The organism is Dyadobacter frigoris, from assembly GCF_005280585.1.
Lineage (GTDB): Bacteria > Bacteroidota > Bacteroidia > Cytophagales > Spirosomataceae > Dyadobacter > Dyadobacter frigoris.
Map to the genome: position 1 here is coordinate 183,959 of NZ_SZVO01000003.1, position 22,728 is coordinate 206,686.

Annotated in this window: 16 protein-coding genes; 5 read left to right on the forward strand and 11 right to left on the reverse strand. The window is 40.5% G+C overall.

Annotation, left to right across the window (positions count from 1 at the left end):
• Positions 1 to 49: 49 nt before the first annotated feature.
• Positions 50 to 3,664 carry a PAS domain S-box protein gene (locus FDK13_RS07855; protein ID WP_137339443.1) on the reverse strand — a complete coding sequence of 1,205 codons (3,615 nt, stop codon included), beginning with the start codon at positions 3,662 to 3,664 and terminating at the stop codon, positions 50 to 52.
• Positions 3,665 to 3,751: 87 nt separating this feature from the next.
• Here FDK13_RS07855 and rsmA point away from each other — a divergent pair, with 87 nt between their 5' ends.
• The gene (rsmA, locus tag FDK13_RS07860) at positions 3,752 to 4,567 is read left to right on the forward strand and encodes a 16S rRNA (adenine(1518)-N(6)/adenine(1519)-N(6))-dimethyltransferase RsmA (RefSeq protein ID WP_137339690.1); all 816 of its coding nucleotides are present in this window, start codon (positions 3,752 to 3,754) and stop codon (positions 4,565 to 4,567) included.
• Positions 4,568 to 4,651: 84 nt separating this feature from the next.
• Positions 4,652 to 6,004: a magnesium transporter gene (mgtE, locus tag FDK13_RS07865; protein ID WP_137339444.1), complete on the forward strand. Its 1,353-nt coding sequence runs from the start codon at positions 4,652 to 4,654 to the stop codon at positions 6,002 to 6,004.
• Between the two features lie 13 nt (positions 6,005 to 6,017).
• Here the strand turns inward: mgtE and FDK13_RS07870 are convergent, their stop codons facing one another.
• The gene (locus FDK13_RS07870; protein WP_229215950.1) at positions 6,018 to 7,484 is read right to left on the reverse strand and encodes an L-serine ammonia-lyase; all 1,467 of its coding nucleotides are present in this window, start codon (positions 7,482 to 7,484) and stop codon (positions 6,018 to 6,020) included.
• Positions 7,485 to 7,704: 220 nt separating this feature from the next.
• Here FDK13_RS07870 and dtd point away from each other — a divergent pair, with 220 nt between their 5' ends.
• Together dtd and FDK13_RS07880 are read left to right on the forward strand one after the other, a co-directional pair.
• Positions 7,705 to 8,157 (forward strand): D-aminoacyl-tRNA deacylase, encoded by a 453-nt coding sequence (gene dtd / locus FDK13_RS07875; RefSeq protein ID WP_137339445.1) that lies wholly within the window; start codon positions 7,705 to 7,707, stop codon positions 8,155 to 8,157.
• A gap of 12 nt (positions 8,158 to 8,169) precedes the next feature.
• Complete coding sequence (locus FDK13_RS07880; protein ID WP_137339446.1) at positions 8,170 to 8,496, forward strand: nucleotide pyrophosphohydrolase; 327 nt, start codon at positions 8,170 to 8,172, stop codon at positions 8,494 to 8,496.
• An 81-nt stretch (positions 8,497 to 8,577) separates the two neighbouring features.
• Here the strand turns inward: FDK13_RS07880 and odhB are convergent, their stop codons facing one another.
• From odhB to FDK13_RS07920, 8 genes are all read right to left on the reverse strand, one after another.
• On the reverse strand, positions 8,578 to 10,146 hold the full coding sequence (gene odhB, locus FDK13_RS07885; protein WP_137339447.1) for a 2-oxoglutarate dehydrogenase complex dihydrolipoyllysine-residue succinyltransferase: 1,569 nt from the start codon (positions 10,144 to 10,146) through the stop codon (positions 8,578 to 8,580).
• A 51-nt stretch (positions 10,147 to 10,197) separates the two neighbouring features.
• Positions 10,198 to 12,960: a 2-oxoglutarate dehydrogenase E1 component gene (locus FDK13_RS07890; protein ID WP_137339448.1), complete on the reverse strand. Its 2,763-nt coding sequence runs from the start codon at positions 12,958 to 12,960 to the stop codon at positions 10,198 to 10,200.
• A gap of 112 nt (positions 12,961 to 13,072) precedes the next feature.
• A complete protein-coding gene (locus FDK13_RS07895) occupies positions 13,073 to 14,005 on the reverse strand; it encodes a PorP/SprF family type IX secretion system membrane protein (RefSeq protein WP_137339449.1) in 933 nt (310 codons plus the stop codon).
• A 106-nt stretch (positions 14,006 to 14,111) separates the two neighbouring features.
• Complete coding sequence (locus tag FDK13_RS07900) at positions 14,112 to 17,327, reverse strand: hypothetical protein (protein ID WP_137339450.1); 3,216 nt, start codon at positions 17,325 to 17,327, stop codon at positions 14,112 to 14,114.
• 16 nt (positions 17,328 to 17,343) lie between these two features.
• Positions 17,344 to 18,420, reverse strand: coding sequence for an NAD(P)/FAD-dependent oxidoreductase (locus FDK13_RS07905; protein WP_137339451.1), 1,077 nt, complete (start codon positions 18,418 to 18,420; stop codon positions 17,344 to 17,346).
• 6 nt (positions 18,421 to 18,426) lie between these two features.
• Positions 18,427 to 19,131, reverse strand: coding sequence for a (d)CMP kinase (cmk, locus tag FDK13_RS07910; protein WP_137339452.1), 705 nt, complete (start codon positions 19,129 to 19,131; stop codon positions 18,427 to 18,429).
• 143 nt (positions 19,132 to 19,274) lie between these two features.
• Positions 19,275 to 19,859: a LutC/YkgG family protein gene (locus FDK13_RS07915; RefSeq protein WP_137339453.1), complete on the reverse strand. Its 585-nt coding sequence runs from the start codon at positions 19,857 to 19,859 to the stop codon at positions 19,275 to 19,277.
• An 18-nt stretch (positions 19,860 to 19,877) separates the two neighbouring features.
• Positions 19,878 to 21,251, reverse strand: a complete 1,374-nt coding sequence (locus FDK13_RS07920) for a lactate utilization protein B (RefSeq protein ID WP_137339454.1) — start codon at positions 21,249 to 21,251, stop codon at positions 19,878 to 19,880.
• A gap of 243 nt (positions 21,252 to 21,494) precedes the next feature.
• Here FDK13_RS07920 and FDK13_RS07925 point away from each other — a divergent pair, with 243 nt between their 5' ends.
• Positions 21,495 to 21,890 (forward strand): hypothetical protein, encoded by a 396-nt coding sequence (locus FDK13_RS07925; protein WP_137339455.1) that lies wholly within the window; start codon positions 21,495 to 21,497, stop codon positions 21,888 to 21,890.
• Between the two features lie 55 nt (positions 21,891 to 21,945).
• On the opposite strand, the gene FDK13_RS07930 is transcribed toward FDK13_RS07925, so the two are convergent.
• The gene (locus FDK13_RS07930; RefSeq protein ID WP_137339456.1) at positions 21,946 to 22,725 is read right to left on the reverse strand and encodes a (Fe-S)-binding protein; all 780 of its coding nucleotides are present in this window, start codon (positions 22,723 to 22,725) and stop codon (positions 21,946 to 21,948) included.
• Positions 22,726 to 22,728: the final 3 nt, after the last annotated feature.

Below are 22,728 nucleotides of genomic sequence, written 5' to 3' on the forward strand. Positions count from 1 at the left end.
CTGTTCCTACCAATTGAACAAATAAGGAATGTGCAAAGCAATGTTTTTTTTATTTCAGCCAGTCTTTTAATAACGCTTCATAATTATCCAGGAATCTACGATATGCTTTTTGCAGTTGCGGTAAAACTTCTGCCAGTGTACTTGTATCATCGGATTTTAACCGCCATTCTGCATCTTTTGCTATTTCAGCAACCTGAGAAACACCGACCGTTCCGGCACTTCCTTTTAAGGTGTGCAAATTACTTTTCACTGTCGGGATATCTCCGGTAGCAAAAGCCATCACCGCCCCTTCAACCAGCTCATCAGATTCCATGACAAAATCTTCAAAAACTGAGAAAACAAGATCTGCTCCGCCAATGGCTTTCAACTGATCAATAATTTCTCTATCCAGAATCGGCAGTGAAACTTCCTGAGCAATTTCCTTTTGTCTTGATTCCAGTTTTCGGCCTTCAACATTACCAAGTAATTCTTTTACTTTCCATATCAAATGTTGGGCACGGATCGGTTTCGCAATATAATCGTCCATTCCCTGACTCATAAACCGGTCGCGATCTTCCTTCATTGAATAGGCCGTCATGGCCACAATCGGCGATGTAAGTTTCGGAAAACGCTTTTTCAATTCCTGCGTTGTCTCAACACCATCCATATCAGGCATTTGGATATCCATGAAAATGATATCATAACTTTCGCCGGAAAGTGTCAGTTTATTTTCAACCTTTTCAATAGCCTGAAAACCGCTTTCCGCCAGATCCACAATACAACCTGATTTCTTCAAAATTTCATTGGCAACTTTCCTGTTAACGGCGTTATCATCAACCAGCAAAATAACCGGGTGAAATTCAGAGAAAACATTTTCAATAGGTACTTCTTCCATTTGTGCGCCGGAACTAACCTGAGCAATGGAAGTGCTTTTTGTTTCAAAAGTAAACCAGAATGTGCTACCCTCTCCTACCGTAGATTCCACACCGATTTCCCCATTCATCAGCTCACAAAGCTGTTTGGAAATAGCTAATCCAAGACCCGTCCCGCCAAAAGATTTGCGGGAAGAATTATCCAACTGTGTAAATGAAGTAAACAGAATCTGCTTGTCAATTGCGCTGATACCGATTCCCGAATCTTGTACCTCCACTTTGATCTTATAAATCTTACCTTCGTTTTTCACCAGAGAAAGGAGAATTTTAACCGCTCCCTTTTCAGTAAATTTTATCGCATTAGAAGTCAGATTGGAAAGAATTTGTAATAGTCGGGTTTGGTCCGCGATGATAAATTGAGGTAAATCCGCCGCTATGTGATAAGTTAATTCGTCCCCTTTATTTTTAGCTGTTTGCCCAAATAATGAAACCAGCTTGACCAATAATTCCTCCACTGCAACCGGCGTTTCATGCAACACCATTTTCCCTGCTTCAATTTTTGACAAATCGAGAATATCATTCAGAATATCCAGCAAAGTTTCGGAAGAACGCTTGATCGTCATCACATAATCCCGTTGCTCAGGATTCAACTTTGACTCACCTAACAAATCGATCATCCCGATTACGCCATTCATTGGCGTCCGGATTTCGTGGCTCATATTAGCCAGGAAGCCTTCTTTTACCTTTAACGAATGCTCTGCATGTTCTTTTGCTTTTAACAATTCCAGCTCATTTCGTTTCAATTCCGTGATATCCCTGGCCAAAACCGCCACTTCAATCGCCTTACCTTTATCATTTGTAAACATCAGCATATTCACCATAAACTGGCGTTCTGTACCGTCTTTACGATTTATGCTTATTTCAAAATTTCGCAAACTTTTTGTTTTCCGAAGTCTTATCAAGGCAGAATAAATCTTCTTCCGGTCTTTAAAGAATTCGGTAATTTCATGCCCAATCACCTCATCAGGCGTGTAACCCATTCTTTTGAAAACAGACTGACTGATCATCGAAATCCGTCCCTGACGGTCAATACGACAATAAATATCCTGTAAGTTTTCAAAAATCCCACGGAACAATTCTTCACTATGACGCAGCGATAATTCCGCTTCCTTACGCCTTGTAATATCACGTGCTATACCGGAAACTTCTTCAATAACACCGTTCGAATACTGAATCGGGTTAAGGTAAAATTCCAGCCACATTTCCCCGCCATTCGTCCTGTCAATCTTGAACTCAAAATACTGAGGTTCGCCGCGAAGTGCCTGACGGTATTTTGTTTCAAGCGCTCTTCTGTTTTTCTGCCCAACAATCCGCCAGCCAAATTTTTCAGCATTAATATTCAACGAAGGACGAACGCCAACCTGGCCTTCAACCAGATCCGCATAATTCAGGTTGAACGAAGTAAGCTGCAAACTTTTGTTAACCGACCAGATCAGGTGCGAACTGCTATCAAAAATAGCGTTCAACCGAGCCGCATATTTACTCAATTCCTCTTCACTCTGTTTACGCGCAATCGCCAAAGCAACCTGACCGGAAATAAATTCCAGTAATTCCAGATCACGCGCATCGAACATATTCGGGTCGTCATATGATTTGACACCGATAATTCCCGTAACTCTGTCGCCAATGCGAAGCGGTACGCATAAAAGTAATTTCGGCGTTACGCCATACAGGTGAAGACTATTCGTTTTCGCCAGATTTTCAATATCTGAATCGGAAAGAAAAAGTGGTTTATTTGATGCAATCGCATATTCAGTGACCCCATTTCCCAATCTCCGCCTTGTAAAACGTACGTTTCCTTTGAAATACTGATCAACATAATACGGAAAATACAGATAACTTTTGCTTTGATCATAAAGTGCAATAAAGAAATTCTGGACGTCAATGATCTTGCCCAATTCCTGATGAATCGTATGATAAAAATCATCCAGATTTTGGGTATTGACCGTCCAGTTGGCAATACTATAATAAAGGCTTTGTGCTTTTTCTGCCCTTATCTTTTCCGTATAATCATTTAAAATACAACGAAAAGCGGTCGGTTTTCCGTTATCAAAACGACAATTGACACTTCCTCCTACAAAAACTTTTTTCCCTTCCTTACTTAAAAAGACCGTTTCAAAATTGGCGTTGGCTTTCCCTTCACGAATCAAATCAAGCTGCGCTATGGCCGCGTCTTTGTATTGTGGATGCAGAATATCCTGCATACGCATGGAAGCGGTTTCATCCAGCCGGTAACCCAAAACTTCACGCCAGGCTTTATTTACAAAGATGAATTTTCCATCAATTGCAACAAGTTGAATTAAATCACTTGTGTTATCAACCAGATCCTGAAGCTGTGCATTCGATTTGGTGATAGAAGATTCCATCCGGCGTTTTCTGGTGATATCGTCACCAACTAATGTGATGTACAAAATCTTGTCATCCTCGTTTTGGATCAATACGGAATTGATCGAAAAAGTACGCAGCGTTCCCTTTTGCGCCAGAAACGGGACTTCACGCTGTTCCAGTTTTCGCTTTCCCTGAATTCCTTCTTCAAGCATCTGGCTGATCTCGTCTTCCTCATCTTTCGGGACAAGTTTATCGAAAATACTTTCCCCGATTAAATCCGATTCAAGCCAGCCGGTTTTCTTTATAGCATAGGGACTAATCGCCCGAATAATAAAATCGGGCGTAAAAGTTACCCCGATCAAATTCAAATGTTGCAGCGTGGTGTGTATTGACTGCCAGTCAGTCAGTGATGATATCATTTCCATAATTTGCCGGAAACCGTATTTTTAAGATTACTTCCTATTCTTTATTCGATAAATCTACGAATTAAGACGTAATTTTGGCTCGTGAAAATAAATTATAAAAAACAGAACGACTCGAAAGTTCGTGCCAAGAAACATTTGGGACAACATTTCCTTAAAGACATGAATATCGCCAACAAGATTGTTGACGGTTTGAGTGGACATGGAGGATATAGTAAAGTATTGGAAATAGGCCCGGGGATGGGTGTATTGACGCAATTTTTGCTTCAAAAAACTAACTATTCAACTTATGTAATTGAGATTGATACAGAATCCGTTGTCTATTTGAAAAAACATTATGAGGAATTAACCCCTCGGATTATTGAAGGTGATTTTCTTAAATACGATACTTCGGAAGTATTTCCTGAACCTTTTGCAATTATTGGGAATTTCCCTTACAATATTTCTTCCCAGATCTTTTTCAAGGTTTTACAAATGCCTGATCAGGTTCAGGAAGTGGTATGTATGCTGCAAAAGGAAGTGGCGCAGCGCATTGCATCTCCTCCCGGGAATAAGGATTATGGGATTTTGAGTGTTCTTTTGCAAGCGTTTTACGATATAACGTATCTGGTATCGGTTCCTCCCGGCGCTTTTGATCCACCTCCAAAAGTACAATCCGGTGTGATTCGTCTGGCCAGAAATGCAACAAAGTCACTTGCATGTGATCAGAAATTATTTTTCCGGGTTGTAAAAACTGCTTTCAATCAACGCAGAAAAACGCTTCGGAATGCGCTTAAACCGATTGGTGAAATGCCCGAACATCCGCTTTTGACAAAACGTGCTGAACAGCTTAGTGTTGCTGATTTTGTGGAATTAACCATCCTCGCAGAAGGTGTAATAAAAGCGAATCAGCAAGAAATATCCTGACAAGAGAATCGTTTTAGATACGCTTTTTAGCCCGACCAATTTAATCTCATCACTTTTCCATTACCCCTTTGCCAGTAAAGATTTATGAATTTTGAGTTAACCAAAGAATACGTTGAACAAGTTCAGGAACTGATCGTCACTGAAAATCCCGAAGCCATTCGTACCAAAATGGCTGAGCTTTTTCCGGCCGACATAACTGGCTTGCTGTATGAATTGGAAACTACCGAAGCCAGATATCTGATCAATCAACTGGATACTGAACTTGGCGCGGAAATTCTGGCAGCGCTGGATCCGAATGAAAGACGAGAATTTCTGGAAGCATTTACTTCAGAAGAAATCTCCCGTTATGTCAATCTTTTTGATTCGGATGATGCAGTGGATTTGCTGAATGAGCAACCAATTAGAGTTCGGGAAGAAGTTATTGCCTTACTGGAAGACCGCGAACAAGCGCGTTTCATTCTCGATCTGCTACATTATGATGAAGATGTAGCGGGTGGTTTGATGCAGAAAGAGTTGGTAAAAGCCAATGTCAACTGGAATGTAAATCAATGTATTGAAGAACTAAGAAAACAGGCAGAAGATGTTGAAAAAGTATACGCTGTTTACGTTATTGATGACAATGGGATTTTGCTGGGAATACTTTCTCTAAAAAAAATCGTACTGGCAAATAAGGATACCAGAATTGAAAGTCTGTACGACAAAGATGTTATTTTTGTTGAAACTTATCGTCCGGCGGAGGAAGTTTCGGAACTTATGCAGCGTTATGACCTTGATGCTCTACCCGTTGTAAATGTTCAGGGAAAACTTTTAGGACGAATTACAATTGATGACGTTATCGATGTGATTACCGAGCAAGCTAATTCTGATACGTTGGCCATGGCCGGTATTACCGGAGATGTTGAAGAGGACGATACAATTTTCCAGCAAACCCGCGCACGTCTACCCTGGCTTTTGGTTGGGATGATGGGAGGAATTCTGGCAGCAAAATTTATCAGTTTCTTCGAAGGGGATCTCAAAATAATTCCGGCGATGGCTGCCTTCATTCCTATTATTGGTTCAACCGGGGGAAATGTTGGTATCCAGACATCATCGATTATTCTTCAAAGTATTGCCGATAAAACGGGTTTGGATATCAGTGTCTGGAATCGCCTCATCCGTATGTTTGCCGTAGCATCCATTAATGGCTTGATTATCAGCGGAATTGTATTCGGATTTAATTTACTGATTGGCAACGAATTACAACTTGCACTCGTTGTTTCGTCGGCCTTATTATCAGTTGTATTCCTGGCATCTTTTACCGGAACAGTCACACCTATTGTTTTGGATAGAATTGGCATAAATCCTGCTGTTGCTTCGGGGCCATTTATTACTACGGCCAATGATTTGATCGGTTATGGTGTGTATTTTGGACTGGCACATTTGCTATTGCATTTATAAAAACAAATCTGAATTAACACTCGCTCAAACTGATTGGAATATTAATGGCCAAGCCGCCTTCGGAAGTTTCTTTATAGCGAAAATTCATATCAAGAGCCGTTTCCCACATCGTTTTCACGACGTTGTCCAATGAAACTTTTGCATTTTCAGGATTACTTTGCATAGCAAGCTGAGACGCTGTAATCGCTTTAATTGCGCCCATGGTATTTCTTTCAATACAAGGAATCTGTACCAATCCACCGACAGGATCGCAGGTCATACCCAAATGATGCTCCATAGCAATTTCCGCCGCCATCATACATTGCTCAACAGTACCACCAGAAACTTCCGTCAGTCCGGCGGCAGCCATAGCAGAAGAAACCCCGATCTCAGCCTGACACCCGCCCATCGCCGCAGAAATGGTTGCTCCTTTTTTGAAAATACAGCCGATTTCACTCGCAGTTAACAGAAACCGGATAATGTCTTCATCTGTGCCGTTGCAAAAAATAAGATAATATTGTAAAACCGCAGGAATTACACCAGCCGATCCATTAGTTGGAGCTGTGACAACACGGCTGAAAGAAGCATTTTCTTCATTAACTGCCAAAGCGAAACAGCTTAACCAATCGAGCGTATATTTGAATCCATTGCCACTGGTTCGAATGGCATCAATCCATTCGTCATAGTTCCTGTATTCTTTTCCATTCAAAAGTTTCTTATTTAAAGTTGCTGCCCTGCGCTTTACATGTAATCCCCCTGACAAAATCCCCTCATTATGACAGCCTTCATAAATGCTCTCTTTCATCACTCTCCAGATATTCAGCAACTCTGTCTTTATTTCATCCTCACTTCTCCATACTTTTTCATTCTCATAAATAATATCAGAAATGACCATTCCGGTTTTCTGATGCCAGTTTAAAAGATCAGAAGCGTGATCAACAGGAAAAGGTAATTTTACGCAAGGGGTTGCCATTTCTTCCTTGTTTTCTCCTTTGATAACAAAACCACCACCTACAGAATAATAAGTTTCACTTATCGTTCCGCTTCCATGTGTATCTGCTGTAAAGGTTAAAGCATTAGGATGAAAAGGCAGTGATTCCCTCATTTGAAATATAATATCCACTTTGGGATTAAAATCAATTTCATTACTACCGCTTAAAATCAGTTTATTGTTATCGGCAATTTGGGATTTGATATTGTCGATCTGTTTGGTGTCCATCGTAACAGGATCATAACCGCTAAGTCCCAATTGAACAGCCAGGTCTGTTCCGTGGCCTTTTCCGGTTTTTGCCAATGAGCCATATAAATTGATTTTGACAGAAATTACCTCATCCAGACTCGTTATACTTTCTAATAACTTTACAAATAACTGCCCTGCCCGCCAAGGTCCTAATGTATGAGAACTGGACGGCCCAACACCGATCTTGAAAATATCAAAAACCGATATTCGCTCTTCCTTCACGGTCGATTTTCCAGCATTTGATTTATCTGTTACGATCATCTGAAAATAATTTGCTTCTGTTCAAATACTTCCTTTTTACAATATACGACCCTTAACGCCGTGTTTCAAGATGTTCAGTATTATTTCCTGCTAATTTTGATATTGAAATAAAATTTACTGAAATGTATTCCTATTTTTATTTATTGTTATTTTGCCGATGTAAGATTTTGTTTGTCAAAAGGAAAAACTTCGGTTTGGCACTTCATTTAATAATTCATTTATGATCGCAGTAATTCAACGTGTCAGCGAAGCATCCGTAACGATTGAAGGAAAAGTTGAAGGCAAAATTGACGCCGGATTTTTAGTTTTACTTGGTATAACACATGAAGATACCAAAGAAGATATTGAGTGGCTTGGCAAGAAAATAATCGGGATGCGAATATTTGGTAATGAGGAAGGAAAGATGAATCTCGATTTGAAATCTGTGACCGGAAATATTCTTTTGATAAGTCAGTTTACTTTACACGCCAGTACAAAAAAAGGAAACAGACCTTCATTTATAGATGCGGCACGACCGGAAGTTGCCATTCCATTGTATGAGCAAATGATTGAGTTTCTCAACAAAGAGCTGGAAAATCCAATTCAAACAGGAATTTTTGGAGCAGATATGAAGGTGGCTTTACTAAATGATGGCCCGGTTACCATTGTGATTGATTCTAAAAACAGAATTTAATACTAATAAATTATGACCCTTGACGAAGCACAAGAACAAGTCGATAACTGGATAAAAACCTATGGCGTTCGCTATTTTTCAGAGCTTACCAACATGACAATTTTGACCGAGGAAGTGGGTGAAGTAGCCCGGATTATGGCCAGAACTTATGGAGATCAGTCTTTCAAAAAGTCTGATATGGATAAAGATCTGGGAGACGAAATGGCCGATGTGCTTTGGGTTTTGATCTGTCTGGCGAATCAAACTGGGATTAATCTGACTGAGGCATTTGAAAAAAATCTGGCAAAGAAAACAGAACGGGATAAAGACCGGCATAAGGAAAATCCTAAGTTAGGCTAATCAATTTCATTAACCTTGACAAAACAAAAAAGACTTCGAAGATTATCCCTCCGAAGTCTTTTTTGTTAAATCTATTCAGAATTACATATCAAGTAATAATCTCATTGGATCTTCAAGTAATTGTTTTACCCGAACCAGGAAGCTTACTGAATCTTTTCCATCAATGATGCGGTGATCATAAGAAAGTGCCAGATACATAATCGGACGGATAACGATTTCTCCGTTTACCACCACAGCACGTTCAACGATATTATGCATTCCCATAATCGCAGATTGTGGTGCATTGATAATCGGTGTTGAAAGCATTGATCCGAAAGTTCCACCGTTAGTGATTGTGAAAGTTCCGCCGGACATTTCATCCAAACCTAACTTTCCGTCACGGGCACGTACTGCCAGACGAACGATTTCTTTTTCAATAGCTGAGAAAGAAAGATCTTCTGCATTTCTGATAACCGGAACAACCAAACCACGTGGTGTAGAAACTGCGATTGAAATATCAGCGTAGTCATTGTAAACCAATTCTTCGCCGTCAATATATGCGTTTACTACCGGGAAATCTTTCAAAGCAACCGTTACCGCTTTCACAAAGAATGACATAAAGCCTAAACCAACTTCATGTTTCTCTTTGAACTTGTCTTTGAATTTGTTACGAAGATCCATTACCGGTTTCATATCAACTTCATTGAAAGTTGTAAGCATTGCAGTTTCGTTTTTCACAGCCACAAGGCGTCTTGCGATTGTTTTACGAAGCGACGACATCTTTTCACGACGCTGACCGCGCTCACCAGGAATTGCTACTTTTGCAGGAGCAGACGGTGCCGCAGATTTCGCTGCTGCAGGTTTAGCACCCGCTTTTAAAGCATCATCTTTCATTATTCTTCCACCTGAACCAGAACCGTTCACATCCTTAGGATCGATTCCTTTTTCTGCCAAAATCTTGGCAGCAACAGGAGAAGTATGTTTTTCTGTATATCCTTTATCAGCCTCGGCACCGTTGCTTGAAGGAGCTGCCGGCGCAGAAGCCGGAGCAGATGCAGAACTTCCGGCGCCTACTTCAATCGTACAAATTACTGCGCCGATCGGTAAAGTATCACCTTCTTTTCCAACAATTCTTAATGTACCAATTGCTTCTGATGGCAATTCAAAAGTTGCTTTATCAGATTCAAGTTCGCAGATAATTTCGTCCATTTCTACGTGGTCGCCATCCTTTTTGCTCCAGGAAGCAATGGTAACCTCTGTAATAGACTCTCCTACTGCCGGAACTTTCATTTCATAAATTTTTGCCACAGTGGTACCTGCTGGTTCAGCAAGTGCTGCCGCTGCAACCGGTGCTTTTTCTTCTGCTTTTTCAGGAGCAGGAGCTGATGCCGGGGCCGCCGATGCGGCAGGCGCTGCAACAGAACCGCCACTACCGGCAGGATCGATCGTTGCGATTAATTCACCGATATTCAGGGTATCGCCTTCCTGTGCTTTAATATGCAAAACACCTTCCGATTCCGCAGTAAGTTCAAACGTTGCTTTATCTGAATCCAGTCCGCAAATTACCTCGTCCAACTTCACAAAATCACCGTCATTTTTGAACCAGTTTCCAATCGTAACCTCAGTAATTGACTCGCCAACCGGCGGTACTTTTATTTCAATTTCAGCCATTTTTACAGCAATATGATGAACGAATTATGTCTTTTATAACTAGTTGAATACCTATTCAAATGCTCTGCGAATAATCTCAGCCTGTTCCTGGGCATGGATTTTCGAGAATCCTGTTGATGGCGACGCACTTGAACGACGGGCAATTACCTCCAATGGTTTAGCACCGGCATACATGCGAAGCATGAAAGTCCATCCACCCATGTTAAAAGGCTCTTCCTGTACCCAAAATACTTTCGCATTTTCATAAAGTGCAAGATGTTCGTCGATTTGTTTTTGAGGGAAAGGATGCATTTGTTCCAAACGAATGATGGCAACATCATCACGTTTGTCTTTTTGCTGTCTTTCGTACAATTCGTAGTACAATTTCCCTGTACACAACAAGACTTTTGTTACCTTTTTAGGGTCCACAAAACTATCACCGATCGTTTCCTGGAACGAACCTTTAGTAAGATCTTCGAGTGGAGAAACGCAAAGCGGATGTCTCAACATCGATTTAGGTGACATCACGATCAAAGGCTTACGGAACGGGAATTTCAACTGACGGCGCATCATGTGGAAAAAGTTAGCCGGTGTTGTCACGTTCGCGACGATGATATTGTAATCAGCAGATAATTGCAAATAACGTTCCGGACGTGCATTTGAGTGCTCTGGTCCCTGACCCTCATATCCGTGAGGAAGAAGCATCACCAGGCCAGTCCAACGATCCCATTTTGTTTCACTTGCAGTAACAAACTGATCAATAATTACTTGTGCTCCATTGGCAAAATCTCCAAATTGCGCTTCCCAGATTACCAAAGCGTTAGGATTTGCCATTGAATAACCGAATTCAAAACCTAGCACCGCATATTCCGACAACAAAGAATTATAAATCATGAAAGGCCCCTGGTCTTCCTGAATATGCTCTAAATTACTATATGAAAAATTAGTTTCAACATCATGCAATACTGCATGACGGTGAGAGAAAGTACCACGCTGAACATCCTGTCCGCTTAAACGAACAATATTTCCATCAACAAGAATTGATCCGTAAGCAAGCAACTCAGCAGTGGCCCAGTTTACTTCCTTCTTCTCAAAAATCATTTGCTCACGATCTTTAAGAAGTTTATCAATTTGTTTTAATCGCTGGAAACCTTCCGGCGTATTGATGATAGCCTTTCCTATTTTTTCAAGAACTTCAAGAGGAACACCCGTTTCAGGTGATTTCTCAAAATCCGTAGGCGTTGATTTTCTCAGACTATGCCATTCCTGTTCCAGTTTTGGCAAAATATAAGGCAAGGCCTTTTGTTTCACCATGTCAAGACGTTCCTGAAGCAAAGTCTTGAATTCTTTATCCATATTAGCCGCCAGCTGCGCATCCACATCTCCGCGATCCGCTAAAATCTTTTGATAGATTTCGCGTGGATTTTGATGGTTTTCTATGGATTTGTAAAGTGTCGGCTGTGTAAATTTAGGCTCATCCGCTTCGTTATGGCCATGACGACGATAACAAACCATATCAATAAAAATATCCTTATTGAATTTCTGACGATATTCAACAGCCAGTCTCATACAGAATACAACGGCCTCAGGATCATCACCATTTACGTGAAGAACAGGTGCATCAACAACTTTGGCAACATCAGTACAGTAAATACTTGTACGCGCATCAACAAAATCCGTTGTAAAACCAACCTGATTATTGATTACAAAATGGATTGTTCCACCGGTGTAATAGCCATTAAGGCCAGACATTTGTGTAACTTCATAAACAATTCCCTGACCGGCAACCGCTGCATCTCCGTGAATAATCACAGGAAGTACGCGGTCATAATCAGACTCATACATACCATCAGCTCTTGCTCGGATATATCCTTCAACTACCGGATTTACCGCTTCAAGATGTGATGGGTTCGGAGCAAGTTTCAAATGGACCTGGCTTCCGTTTTCAGCAGTGATCTGGCTTGCGTAACCCATATGGTATTTTACATCACCATCACCCCAAACCTGATCAGGCAAATTACCTTCAAATTCGTTGAAGATCTGTCCGTAGGTTTTCTGCATCACGTTAGCAAGCACATTCAAACGACCTCTGTGCGCCATACCGATCATCACTTCAACCACGCCCATTTCTGCAGCTTTGTTGATCATCGCGTCAAGAGCAGGAATCGTTGTTTCTCCACCTTCCAGTGAAAAACGTTTCTGACCAAGGTATTTTGTGTGAAGGAAATTTTCAAAAACTACCGCCTCATTCAATTTCGAAAGAATATGTTTTTTCTCATCAATTGAAAAAGTCATGTTCAATGCTTCTTTTTCAATTTTCTTGCGCAACCAGTTTTTTTGTTCCCGGTCACGAATGTAGAGATACTCAAATCCGATATTTCCTGAATAAATTGTTTTCAGAGAATCGACGATTTCACGCAGGGTTGCAGGACGTCCAAAAACTTCGGTTCCAGCTTCAAAAACAGAATCAAGATCCTCAGGTCCAAGACTAAAATCACTTAATTCCAGTTGTGGCTTGCGATCTTTTCTCTTCTGTATCGGGTTAGTAGTGGCCAATAAGTGACCTCTTGAACGATAACCACGGATCAAATGAACCACCTCCATTTCCTTTCGGATCTGAGCTGCATCTACCTTTCCAGGTGTTGCAACTACTTTTCCATTGGTGGCGCCATTGGCATGTCCATTGCCATTAGCAGGGAACTTCTGATAGAAATCGAACCCTTCAAAAAACTTTTGCCAACCTTCGTCTACGGAGGTTGAATCTTGCTTATAGGAATTGTATAATTCCTCTATGTAAGCGGCGTCGGAATTTGCTATATATGTGTATTTATCCATCACAAATGTGATTATTTCATTTACCGCACAAAGTTACGAGACTTATGTAAACAAAACGCAAAAAATCTCCTTTTTACTAAACATGTTAAGAGATATTCACCTTAAGTTTACTTCAATACTTCTGGAAGCCATTCGGGTTAGGAACAAACTTCAGCATTAACTCGTGAATTCCTTTGGGCGCATTGGAAACTATGTTAATTTGTTCAATTTGTCGTGTACTGTAAAAATATCCAAGCCTTATATTCTTACCTACCTGAGCTTCGGCAGATAATTGTAAATAATTAATATTTGAACCGCCATAAGAATAAGCTCCTCCCGCATGATAAGTAGCTCCTACGCCTACTTTCTCACTAAACCAGACGCGTCCGCCAAAATCTACCCTGAGTTTATAATCCTTTTCCTGCACAACAAGTAAATTTGGCAATAACTTCACATCTTCCGCCAGCGCATAACTCCCACCCAGCATAATATAAAGCGGCCGCCTGTAAAAAGATGCGATGGACTGCTGACCAAATTTCTGAGATAAAATTTCAGGTTTTGAAACCCCAAGAAAAAAATCATCCGAATGAAGCCACGCACCTAATCCAAAACTGCCAAGTGCTCTGTTTGTACTATTAAGAGACGACTGTGTATCAAAAACCGGCAAAACATTTATACCGCCTTGCCCGCCCAAAGCCAGTTTCCAATTATCATTTATCCCCAGGTGATAGGCAAAAGAGGCGGAAAAAGCGGTCGTTGTAAAATAACTGGTTTGATCATTCAGAGCCTGAAAACCTATTCCAAATTTTCCGTTTGAAATTGTACCGTCACCTGCGAAAGTCTGGCTGGAGGGCGAATTGGGAATTGTAAACCACTTCCGACGAAACATCGCTGTCATATTAAATGTTTCCCGGACGCCCGTAAAAGCGGGATTTATCGCCATCGGATTTTGCAGGTACTGCTCATACAAAACTTCTCTTTGAGCAAAAACATTTTGATCTTCTAAAAAAAGAAAAGAAACAATCAGCAGGCATGAAAAAATACTTTTTCGAAAATTTATTATCATTTTTAGTACTTAAATAAAAGGTTGGGGTTTTGTAATAAAAAATGGCACGAGAATCTATCTCCTGCCATTTCAATTTCTTTCAAATTCTATATTTACTTAACAAAGTTTAAAAATCATATCCCAATGTAACATAAGGAATGGCCTTGTTTGTGGAGCCGTTATCAACGCCCCATGCATAATCAAATTTAACATAAATCCCGAAAACCGTCGTGCGGGCTCCAATTCCGTAACCCATCAAATATGGATTTCTATAATTGGTAACCGTTGCTTTGAAAGGATCTTCCACGCTTCCGATTATTTCTGTGTTCAAACTATTTTTTTCACTAAATGGCCCTTTTCCTGTCCATGCCGTACCGATATCTCCGAATCCGACAATCTGGAAATTTCTCAGGGTGCTTGAAGTGATTGCGCCACGGTATAAATATTTGATCAAAGGAATTCTCAATTCTGCATTTGCCAGCATATAACTCGTACCCGACAAACGGTTCAAATTAAACCCTCTCAAATTTGTCGCAAAATCAGTGAAGAAAATATCTCTGTTGTCTTTTGTGAAATCCAGCGCATTGACACCCGTTGTACGAGAATCCTTTTTATTCCCAATCCAGTTTTCCATACCGCCCAGAACACTTTGTTTGGCAGCTTTACCTCCTGAATGACTTGCTGCAACTCTGACTGCAAGAATAAGATCGCGGTGAATTTTTTGATAATGTCTGAAATCCAGACTTACGCGGTTGAAACTTTCATTGCTGTTTGACAACCCCATATAAGTATCATAACGAACTTTAAACCGGGTTCCCTGCATCATGTTAAGTCCGTTTGTACGTGTATTATCAAATACATATTCCATTCTGAGTGCTCCGTAATTTGATTTCAAATCAGGATTCGTCAGGATTAAATCAATATTTCTTGTCGACGCGAACATTGGAGCAAGTGTAAAACGACTCGTTGTTGAGAATGGATAAGAGGCAGAAAGTGTTACCTTATTAAAGCGATATTTCTGCGGTGCAACTTCCGAATCGATATATAAGGCTTGCCTGTCAATTCTTATACCAAAATCAACACGGCGCGCATTGTAATTATATTCTGCAAAAAGATTGCTGTTACGGAAATTGGAAGAAATAAACACCCCTGCTTTAATAACGTGATTTTCGAGCAGATCATTCATAGAAATTGACTGTGCATATCCAAACCCACGGATCGGATCAATACGCCAGTCTGAATTTGCGTCATTTGTAATAAACAATCCTTTGTAATTATATGGACCTTTTATTGCGATATTCTCACGAGTTGATTTTGTTCTTGTCAGCGCCGGTGTTGTAGGGAAGCTTCCTCTTCTCTGACGTGATTCGAATGTTTTTAGAATTTCTTCGTCAAATTCATAGTTATCTGTATCAACTTCTCCATCTTTCAAAGCCAATTTAGAAGGTTCCGCTTTAACAGGACTAGCTGATGAATCCGGCTTGGCAACAGCCGTCGAAACCACAGGTTTTGTTTCACTACCACCTATAACATCTCCCTTAACCAAAGAAGGAGTCTGAAGCGAAACGTTCGGGTCAAATCCATTTTTAAATGCAGCCGTGTAATAACCATCATTAAGATAAGTGTAAGCAATAGCTCCACCGGATTTTAATGAAATATCCGCATTTCTGATATTGTAGATATAATTGGTTAGCTGCGAACTTGTATTGGAAGCCTTATTATATTTAAAAACATTGTTTACGCCTTTTACATTTGACAAATAATAAACATCATTGTCATCTGCATAAATCGGAGCAACTTTAACTTTCGGGTCCAGTGGCGTTAATCTTGTCACAACTTCCGCTCTTGGCGCTCCGTCATGTTCAAAAAGTGATAAACCGGAAGACATCGTTTTGAAATTCCCTTTATCTGTTCCAAGAGAATCCGTCGGGCGGTTTGAAGCAAATACTACTTTTCTCGATGATCCCTGAACAAATCTTGGAGAAACATCATCGTATAAATCGTTGGTAAGACCAGTAATCGAAGTACGGGAAACACTTACAAGAAATAAATCATTTTGTCCATTTTTATCAGCGCTGACGGCAAGCATCGTTCCATCATTTGAAACATCCATATCGCTGACCTGGTCAAGGCTGCGAAGAACTCTTCTCAGTTTTATTCTTATCTTTTTGGTATCAAGATTTTCATATTGATAAAAGTTTTGATGACCATTTTCAGAAGCAAGTATGGAAAGCGTATTATTTCTTGACCAGCCTAAAAGTGGTGGCTGGGTTTTTAACCTTCCTCCGATAATATCCAGTTTCCCCTGACGGATCATTTTTTTAGAGCCCGATTCGCTATCAAATAAATACACACGATAACGGCCATTTTTCATTTCACTTACCGCAGTCCATTTTTTATCCGGTGAAACTTTAATAACCGCATTCGCGTCAGAAGCGCTTAATTCATTCAGTTTATATTTCCAAACAGGAGCCGGATCCGTATAATACTGTTCCGCCTTTTTGTTGATGTTCATATAATACGCACGCCAGTCTCTCAAAAAACGATTGTACGATGGCACGCCTAATGTACTTGTGATACTGGTCTGTTCCGTACGAATGATACGGGTAAGGTTCAGGATATCGGAAATTTTATCGCGTCCATATTTTTCAGCAATATAATTCCAGATCGAATGTCCAATCAGCGTTGCGTCATTTCCGGTAAGTAACGTCGGTTTTTTAACATTACGATTTTTCAAAAAATCACGCATGTAATCATTTAATTCCGGCGACCAGCCCTCTGAAATATAAGCAGCAGCACCAGACATGAACCATTCCGGAAGTGTAAGAAGCAAAGAACTTTGAAGAGCTTCCTTCATATTTCCGCCATAAAGCATGTCGTAAACAAAAAGAAGACTGATATCTTTTACCAGTTTTTTCTTAAATCCTATCTGGTCACCTGTGTACGCAACCTCCACCCGCGACTGTCCGAGATCCAGTTTTTTATCATCAAGATTATCAAGTTTTGACAATCCCATGTTACTTTGTTCAAGTTCCTGAGGTGAGTTATACAGGAAAATTTTCACACGGGTATATGGTGTCCAGCCTAAAACATCAGTAATTCTATCAAATTCATTTTCAGCATATTGAGCCGTAAGTTTAGCTAATGCTGTACCACCCTGATAGTGATAAATTTCGAAATTTGTAGTCCTGAAAATCTTCCAGGTGAAGGTTTTATTCTGTACCCGGTTTTTCCCGAAGACTTCCTGAGAGGGATAACGTTGTGCAATACTTTCAACGCTTACCAAAAGTAACGCGAAAATAGAACCCGATATAGCTAGCTTGTGTATAAATTTTATGCTCATTTTTCTCCTGCTTACTTCAACGGAAATATAACGAAAAATACCTCTTAATATTCACTGCATCACTCAATTCTTTATGCTCCACAAGATATTCTGAAAACTGATTCGCAAAAAAAGGTGCTAGTGTGACACCCTTTGTACCCAATCCGTTGAATATTCCGAGCTGCGGATGATCCGGATGAATGCCTAACAGCGGTCTTCTGTCATGCGAAGAAGGCCGGATTCCGGCAGACTGACCCGTGATTGAATACGGTACTTTTAATATAGGTTTCAACTTTTCTTCGAGCTCTTCCCTGGCACTTTCGGTAACATCCCAATTGAGGTTTTCCCAGGAATAAGTCGCTCCTATCCTACACGTTGAACCCGTAACCGGAAGGATAAAAATACCCTGATTTACTATCTGACTGCCCGTTATTTTTTCAATTTGCACTTCCAGAATTTCACCTTTAACTGGTGTAAAAGGCAGCCAGCGGAAGTATTTATTGTCTTTTGCCAGATAACCCTGACAAAGAATTACTTTATCAAACGTAATATTTTTCCAAATGACATGTTCGCCTGAAAAAATTAAATCATCTGCGGCAAAAGGGGAATCCAGGTATTGATTATTTTCCAAAAAATATTCTCTGCTTTTGTCAAGCAAAACAGGCAAGTCAACCCAACCTGATTGAATCACCTCCATTCCACCATAAGGCGTATGAACATGTTCAGGTATTATTTCCAGTTTGGTATCCTGAATATAGGTAGAAATCCCGGGATCTGAAGTACGGGATAAATACGAATTTTGCTCCTCAATAGATCGGAAAGGTCTGAAAATGGACGCCTCATGAAGAATCTCCGCATCAAGCTTTTTTTCCAGTCCTGAATAAAAATTTTGCGCGTAAGGGAAAATATCGCCCGCAAGCCAGGTTTTTACAAGCTTTTTTCCAGTAAGCGGATTGAAAATGCCAGCGGCAACTTTTGAAGAAGATGGTAATGATGAATCATTGACCAATAATACTTTTTTTCCTGAATTATGCAGATGCCATGCTAGCGACGTCCCTGCAATTCCTTGTCCTACAATTAAATAGTCATAAAACGAATCGAGATTTGCTGTCATGAAATTTTACTTTGTTTCACGACCACGAAGTACCAGACCTATCTGCTCATCAGCAAGACGAACCACCATTTCCACTTGTTCATCAAGCGTCATCAATGAATTATCAATATAAATCGCATCTTCTGCCTGACGAAGGGGACTTTCAGTGCGCGTTGTATCAATATGATCCCGCATTTTAAGGTTTTCAGCAATTTCCTGTAACCCGATCAGCTCTCCTTTTTCCAGCAATTCTGCCTGGCGGCGCTGGGCACGGATCATTGGATCAGCGGTCATGAAAATTTTCAGTTCAGCCTGCGGAAAAACGACAGTTCCAATATCACGGCCATCCATAACAATCCCTCTCGTTTTCCCCATTCTTTGCTGCTGGGCAACCAACGCGTGACGCACTTCTGCAACAGCACTGACCGTACTAACCTGCTCGGAAACATACATTTTCCTGATTTCATCCTCAACATTTAATCCATTGAGATAGGTATCGTTCGTTCCCTTTACTTTATGTCTGCGAAAAGTGATGTGAATATCACTGAGCACTTTTTGGATTTCTTTTGGATTCGAAACAGAAATGTGATTCTGGATAAAAAACAATGTTACGGCACGGTACATTGCTCCCGTGTCTATATAGGCGTAATTCAGCTGCTTTGCAACTTGCTTGGCGGTCGTGCTTTTGCCGCAGCTTGAATAGCCGTCAATCGCAACAATTATTTTTGGCATACTTTTCAAAGTTTATTATTTGGCCTGATTACGCAGCCAAAGTCAAAATGCAACTGGTAATATCTGCAAAAATATAAGAAAGTAAGCGGGAGACGAACTTTTTTATAGGCTAACTTGAAAACTATCCTTATTATAATTGATAACTAATTCTCCACTAAAAAGATAACCATGCTCCTTGCACCGTGGGCTCCGATCACCAAAGATTGTTCAATGTCGGCAGTCTTGGAAGGACCGGCAATAAAACATCCCCAACCGGTAGTTTCGGTAAGGCGCTTGTAGGCATCATGCATGTTATTGACCAACGCACTTCTTGGAATTACAAATGCCAGATTTTGCGTAATAAACGGCAAAACACGGTGCTGTAAATGATTGTCAGAAATCCAGACGGCCCCATTTTCAGCCACACCGAATTCCGCTTGCAAAATCGCCACTTCGATCATTTCCAGCTCATGCGGATCCGACATTTGCAAGCTGAAATCTGCCCAGTCCGCAAGTTCAGGAATTGTTGTGGCCTTATTTACTACGCCAGCATACATTTCATCGACTTTATTTTTTAGATCCAAAAGTGAGTCAACAACAATTACTTCTGTATAAATCGCTTCCAGTATTTCTTTAAACTTCGCTTCCGTATTTTCATAATTGCTTTCATATGTATAATTAAGCGGAAGTATTGTTCCCGAAGGTTTGTTCAGCTTGATTTGCTGAAGTATTTTTTCACGTGAGCTCATGTTATTACAATGCTTTAATTATTGGCGATTCCGCACATACCAGTCTCTAAAACTTTCCTTAGGAGGCTCCGGCATTTCTCTTTGTTTAAACCAGGGGTTCAAAGAATTGTTTACCATAAAAGGTAAAGTCCGCATCACTGAACGCCCTAATCTCCCCGACCATTGGTAAAATCTCGGCTGAGACAAAACCATAGACATCGCTTTCACGCCAATTTCCTTTGCCTGCGGAACATGCCCGCCCTGAACCAGAACCTGTCTCCATTTATAAAGCTGGTCGTGAATGTCAATTTTAACGGGGCAAACATTGGAACAGCTTCCGCATAAAGTACTCGCAAAAGGAAGATCGGCATTTTTGGTCATGTCCAGATTTGGCGCCAAAATAGAACCAATCGGGCCAGCAACGGCATTATGATAGCTATGGCCACCGCTTCTTCTATATACCGGACAGGTATTCATACAAGCCCCGCAACGGATACATTTTAAAGAACTACGGAAATCCGCACGACCAAGCTGGGCGCTTCTTCCATTATCCACAATAACCAAATGCATTTCCTGACCTTCTCTTGGTGTTTTGAAATGACTGCTGTAAGTGGTAACAGGTTGTCCGGTAGCACTTCTTGCCAAAAGTCTCAGAAAAACACCAAGATGTGCCTGCAACGGAATTAATTTTTCAAAACCCATACATGCAATATGTACATCAGCAAGATGCGCGCCCATGTCCGCATTTCCTTCATTGGTGCAAACTACAAAAGCTCCCGTTTCCGCAACTGCAAAATTGACGCCGGTAAGCGCAGCTTTTCGAGTTAGAAATTTATCCCGTAAATGCTGTCTTGCTGCTTCTGTCAGATATTGAGGATCTGTCGCTCCGGCGTCTGTCCCCAAATGCTCGTGGAAAAGATCACCAATATCTTTCTTCTTTAAATGTATAGCTGGCAAAACAATATGACTTGGCGGCTCATTCCGCAATTGCACAATCCGCTCACCCAAATCTGTGTCAATAACTTCAATTCCGTTTTGGGTCAGAAAATCATTCATATGGCATTCCTCGGTGAGCATGGATTTGCTTTTGATCATCCTGTCAACGTTATGTTGTTTCAAAATACCCAGAACAATCTCGTTATGCTCAGCCGCATCCGCAGCCCAATGCACATGAACTCCGTTAGCTTTCGCATTTTTTTCAAATGTTTCCAGCAAATCGTCCATATGAGAGAGCACATAGTTTTTTATCTGAGATGCAGTTTCCCGCAAATTCTCCCATTCAGGCAATAATTTCGAAGATTTATCACGTTTTGTCCGGACAAACCAAAGGGTTTCGTCATGCCAATCGACATACGATTCATCCTTATTAAAGGTCTCCGCCGCGTCGGCATGTTCAATTACAGCTTTTGACATGGTTTTGTTAACAATTAGATAATAGTATTTTCTAAAGAATAAGAATTGCACTTTTCACATTCATTGTATTATTTCAAGTTTGCAAATTATTTAATAAACAACTTTTACAAAATCTCAAAAAAGCTATTTTATTGTATTGCAATATGTTATACATTTGAATCACAAAGTTTTTTGATCGGGGCAACAGAGTCTGATCAAAGTTTTATTTAACTTTTTTTAGACACAATTTAATTTTCACTCCTTATGAAAGCCAAAAACACTCTTTTCACAGCTGCCTTGATTGGTATGCTTATATCAGGTTCAGCATTTACAGCTAATGCTCAAACCGCCATCGCAACTTCAGACAAAACGGAGTCAGCTTCAACCAAACTGACAGTTCTGCAAGTTAAACCAATGCAATTCAGAGTAGCTTATATAAATCCGGTATCAAATCTTGTTAGCGTACGCATTCTTGATACTGATAAAAATGTTCTTTTTTCAGAAAGTCACCGTCCTGAATCAAGCTATGTGAAATATTTCGACCTTTCGACTCTTTTGGATGGTACTTATACATTCGAAATTACGGACGGAAAAGAGAAGGCTTCACAGACGTTTGATATCTTGACTAAAACGAGCCGCGTCGTTTCTTCAATAAACTAAACGACTGACTCTTCTCAGATTCTAATTTCCGTAAAACTTTGTAAAATGCCGGTGCTCAATGATTGGGTACCGGTATTTGTTTTTTTACAGTACTGTTCAAAATCTCGGCAATATGTTTTACCAGGACCGGAGAATTTCTTCTTTTCAAAATCCCTTCCAGATGTAAAAGGCAACTCATATCAGATCCGGTGATATATTCTGCATGATGACGAATGTGGTCAGAAACCCGATCCTTGCCCATTTTCACAGAAACTGCTTCCTCGCTCACACAGAAAGTTCCGCCAAATCCGCAGCATTCGTCTTTTCTATCCAAATCAACGAGCTCTAAACCATTTACTTTTTTTAAAAGTGTTTCCGGTTTATTATAAGGTGCAGCATTCAATTCTGACATTTGTGAAAGATGCAAACCGCGCTGTCCGTGACAACCCTGATGCAAACCTACACGATGTGGAAACTCAGCTTCGATTTCATCAATTTTAAGTACGTCAGTTATAAACTCAACCAATTCATATACCTTTTTACGCATAACCTTTGAATCATTCTCACGATTTTCCAGCTTCAAATGCTCTTTGATATGCAAAACACAACTTCCGGAAGGTGCAACGACGTAATCAAAGGCCGAGAATGAATCATAAAAAAGATGATTGCAATCTTTTGTCAGATGTTCAAATCCGGAGTTTGCCATGGGCTGGCCGCAGCATGTCTGGTTTGTTGGAAAACCAACCGTGCAGCCCAACTTTTCAAGTAATTCCAAAGTCGCAATTCCGACCTGCGGATAAAACTGATCGACATAACAGGGAATAAAAAGCCCGATTTTTAAATGAGAATAATCCATGTG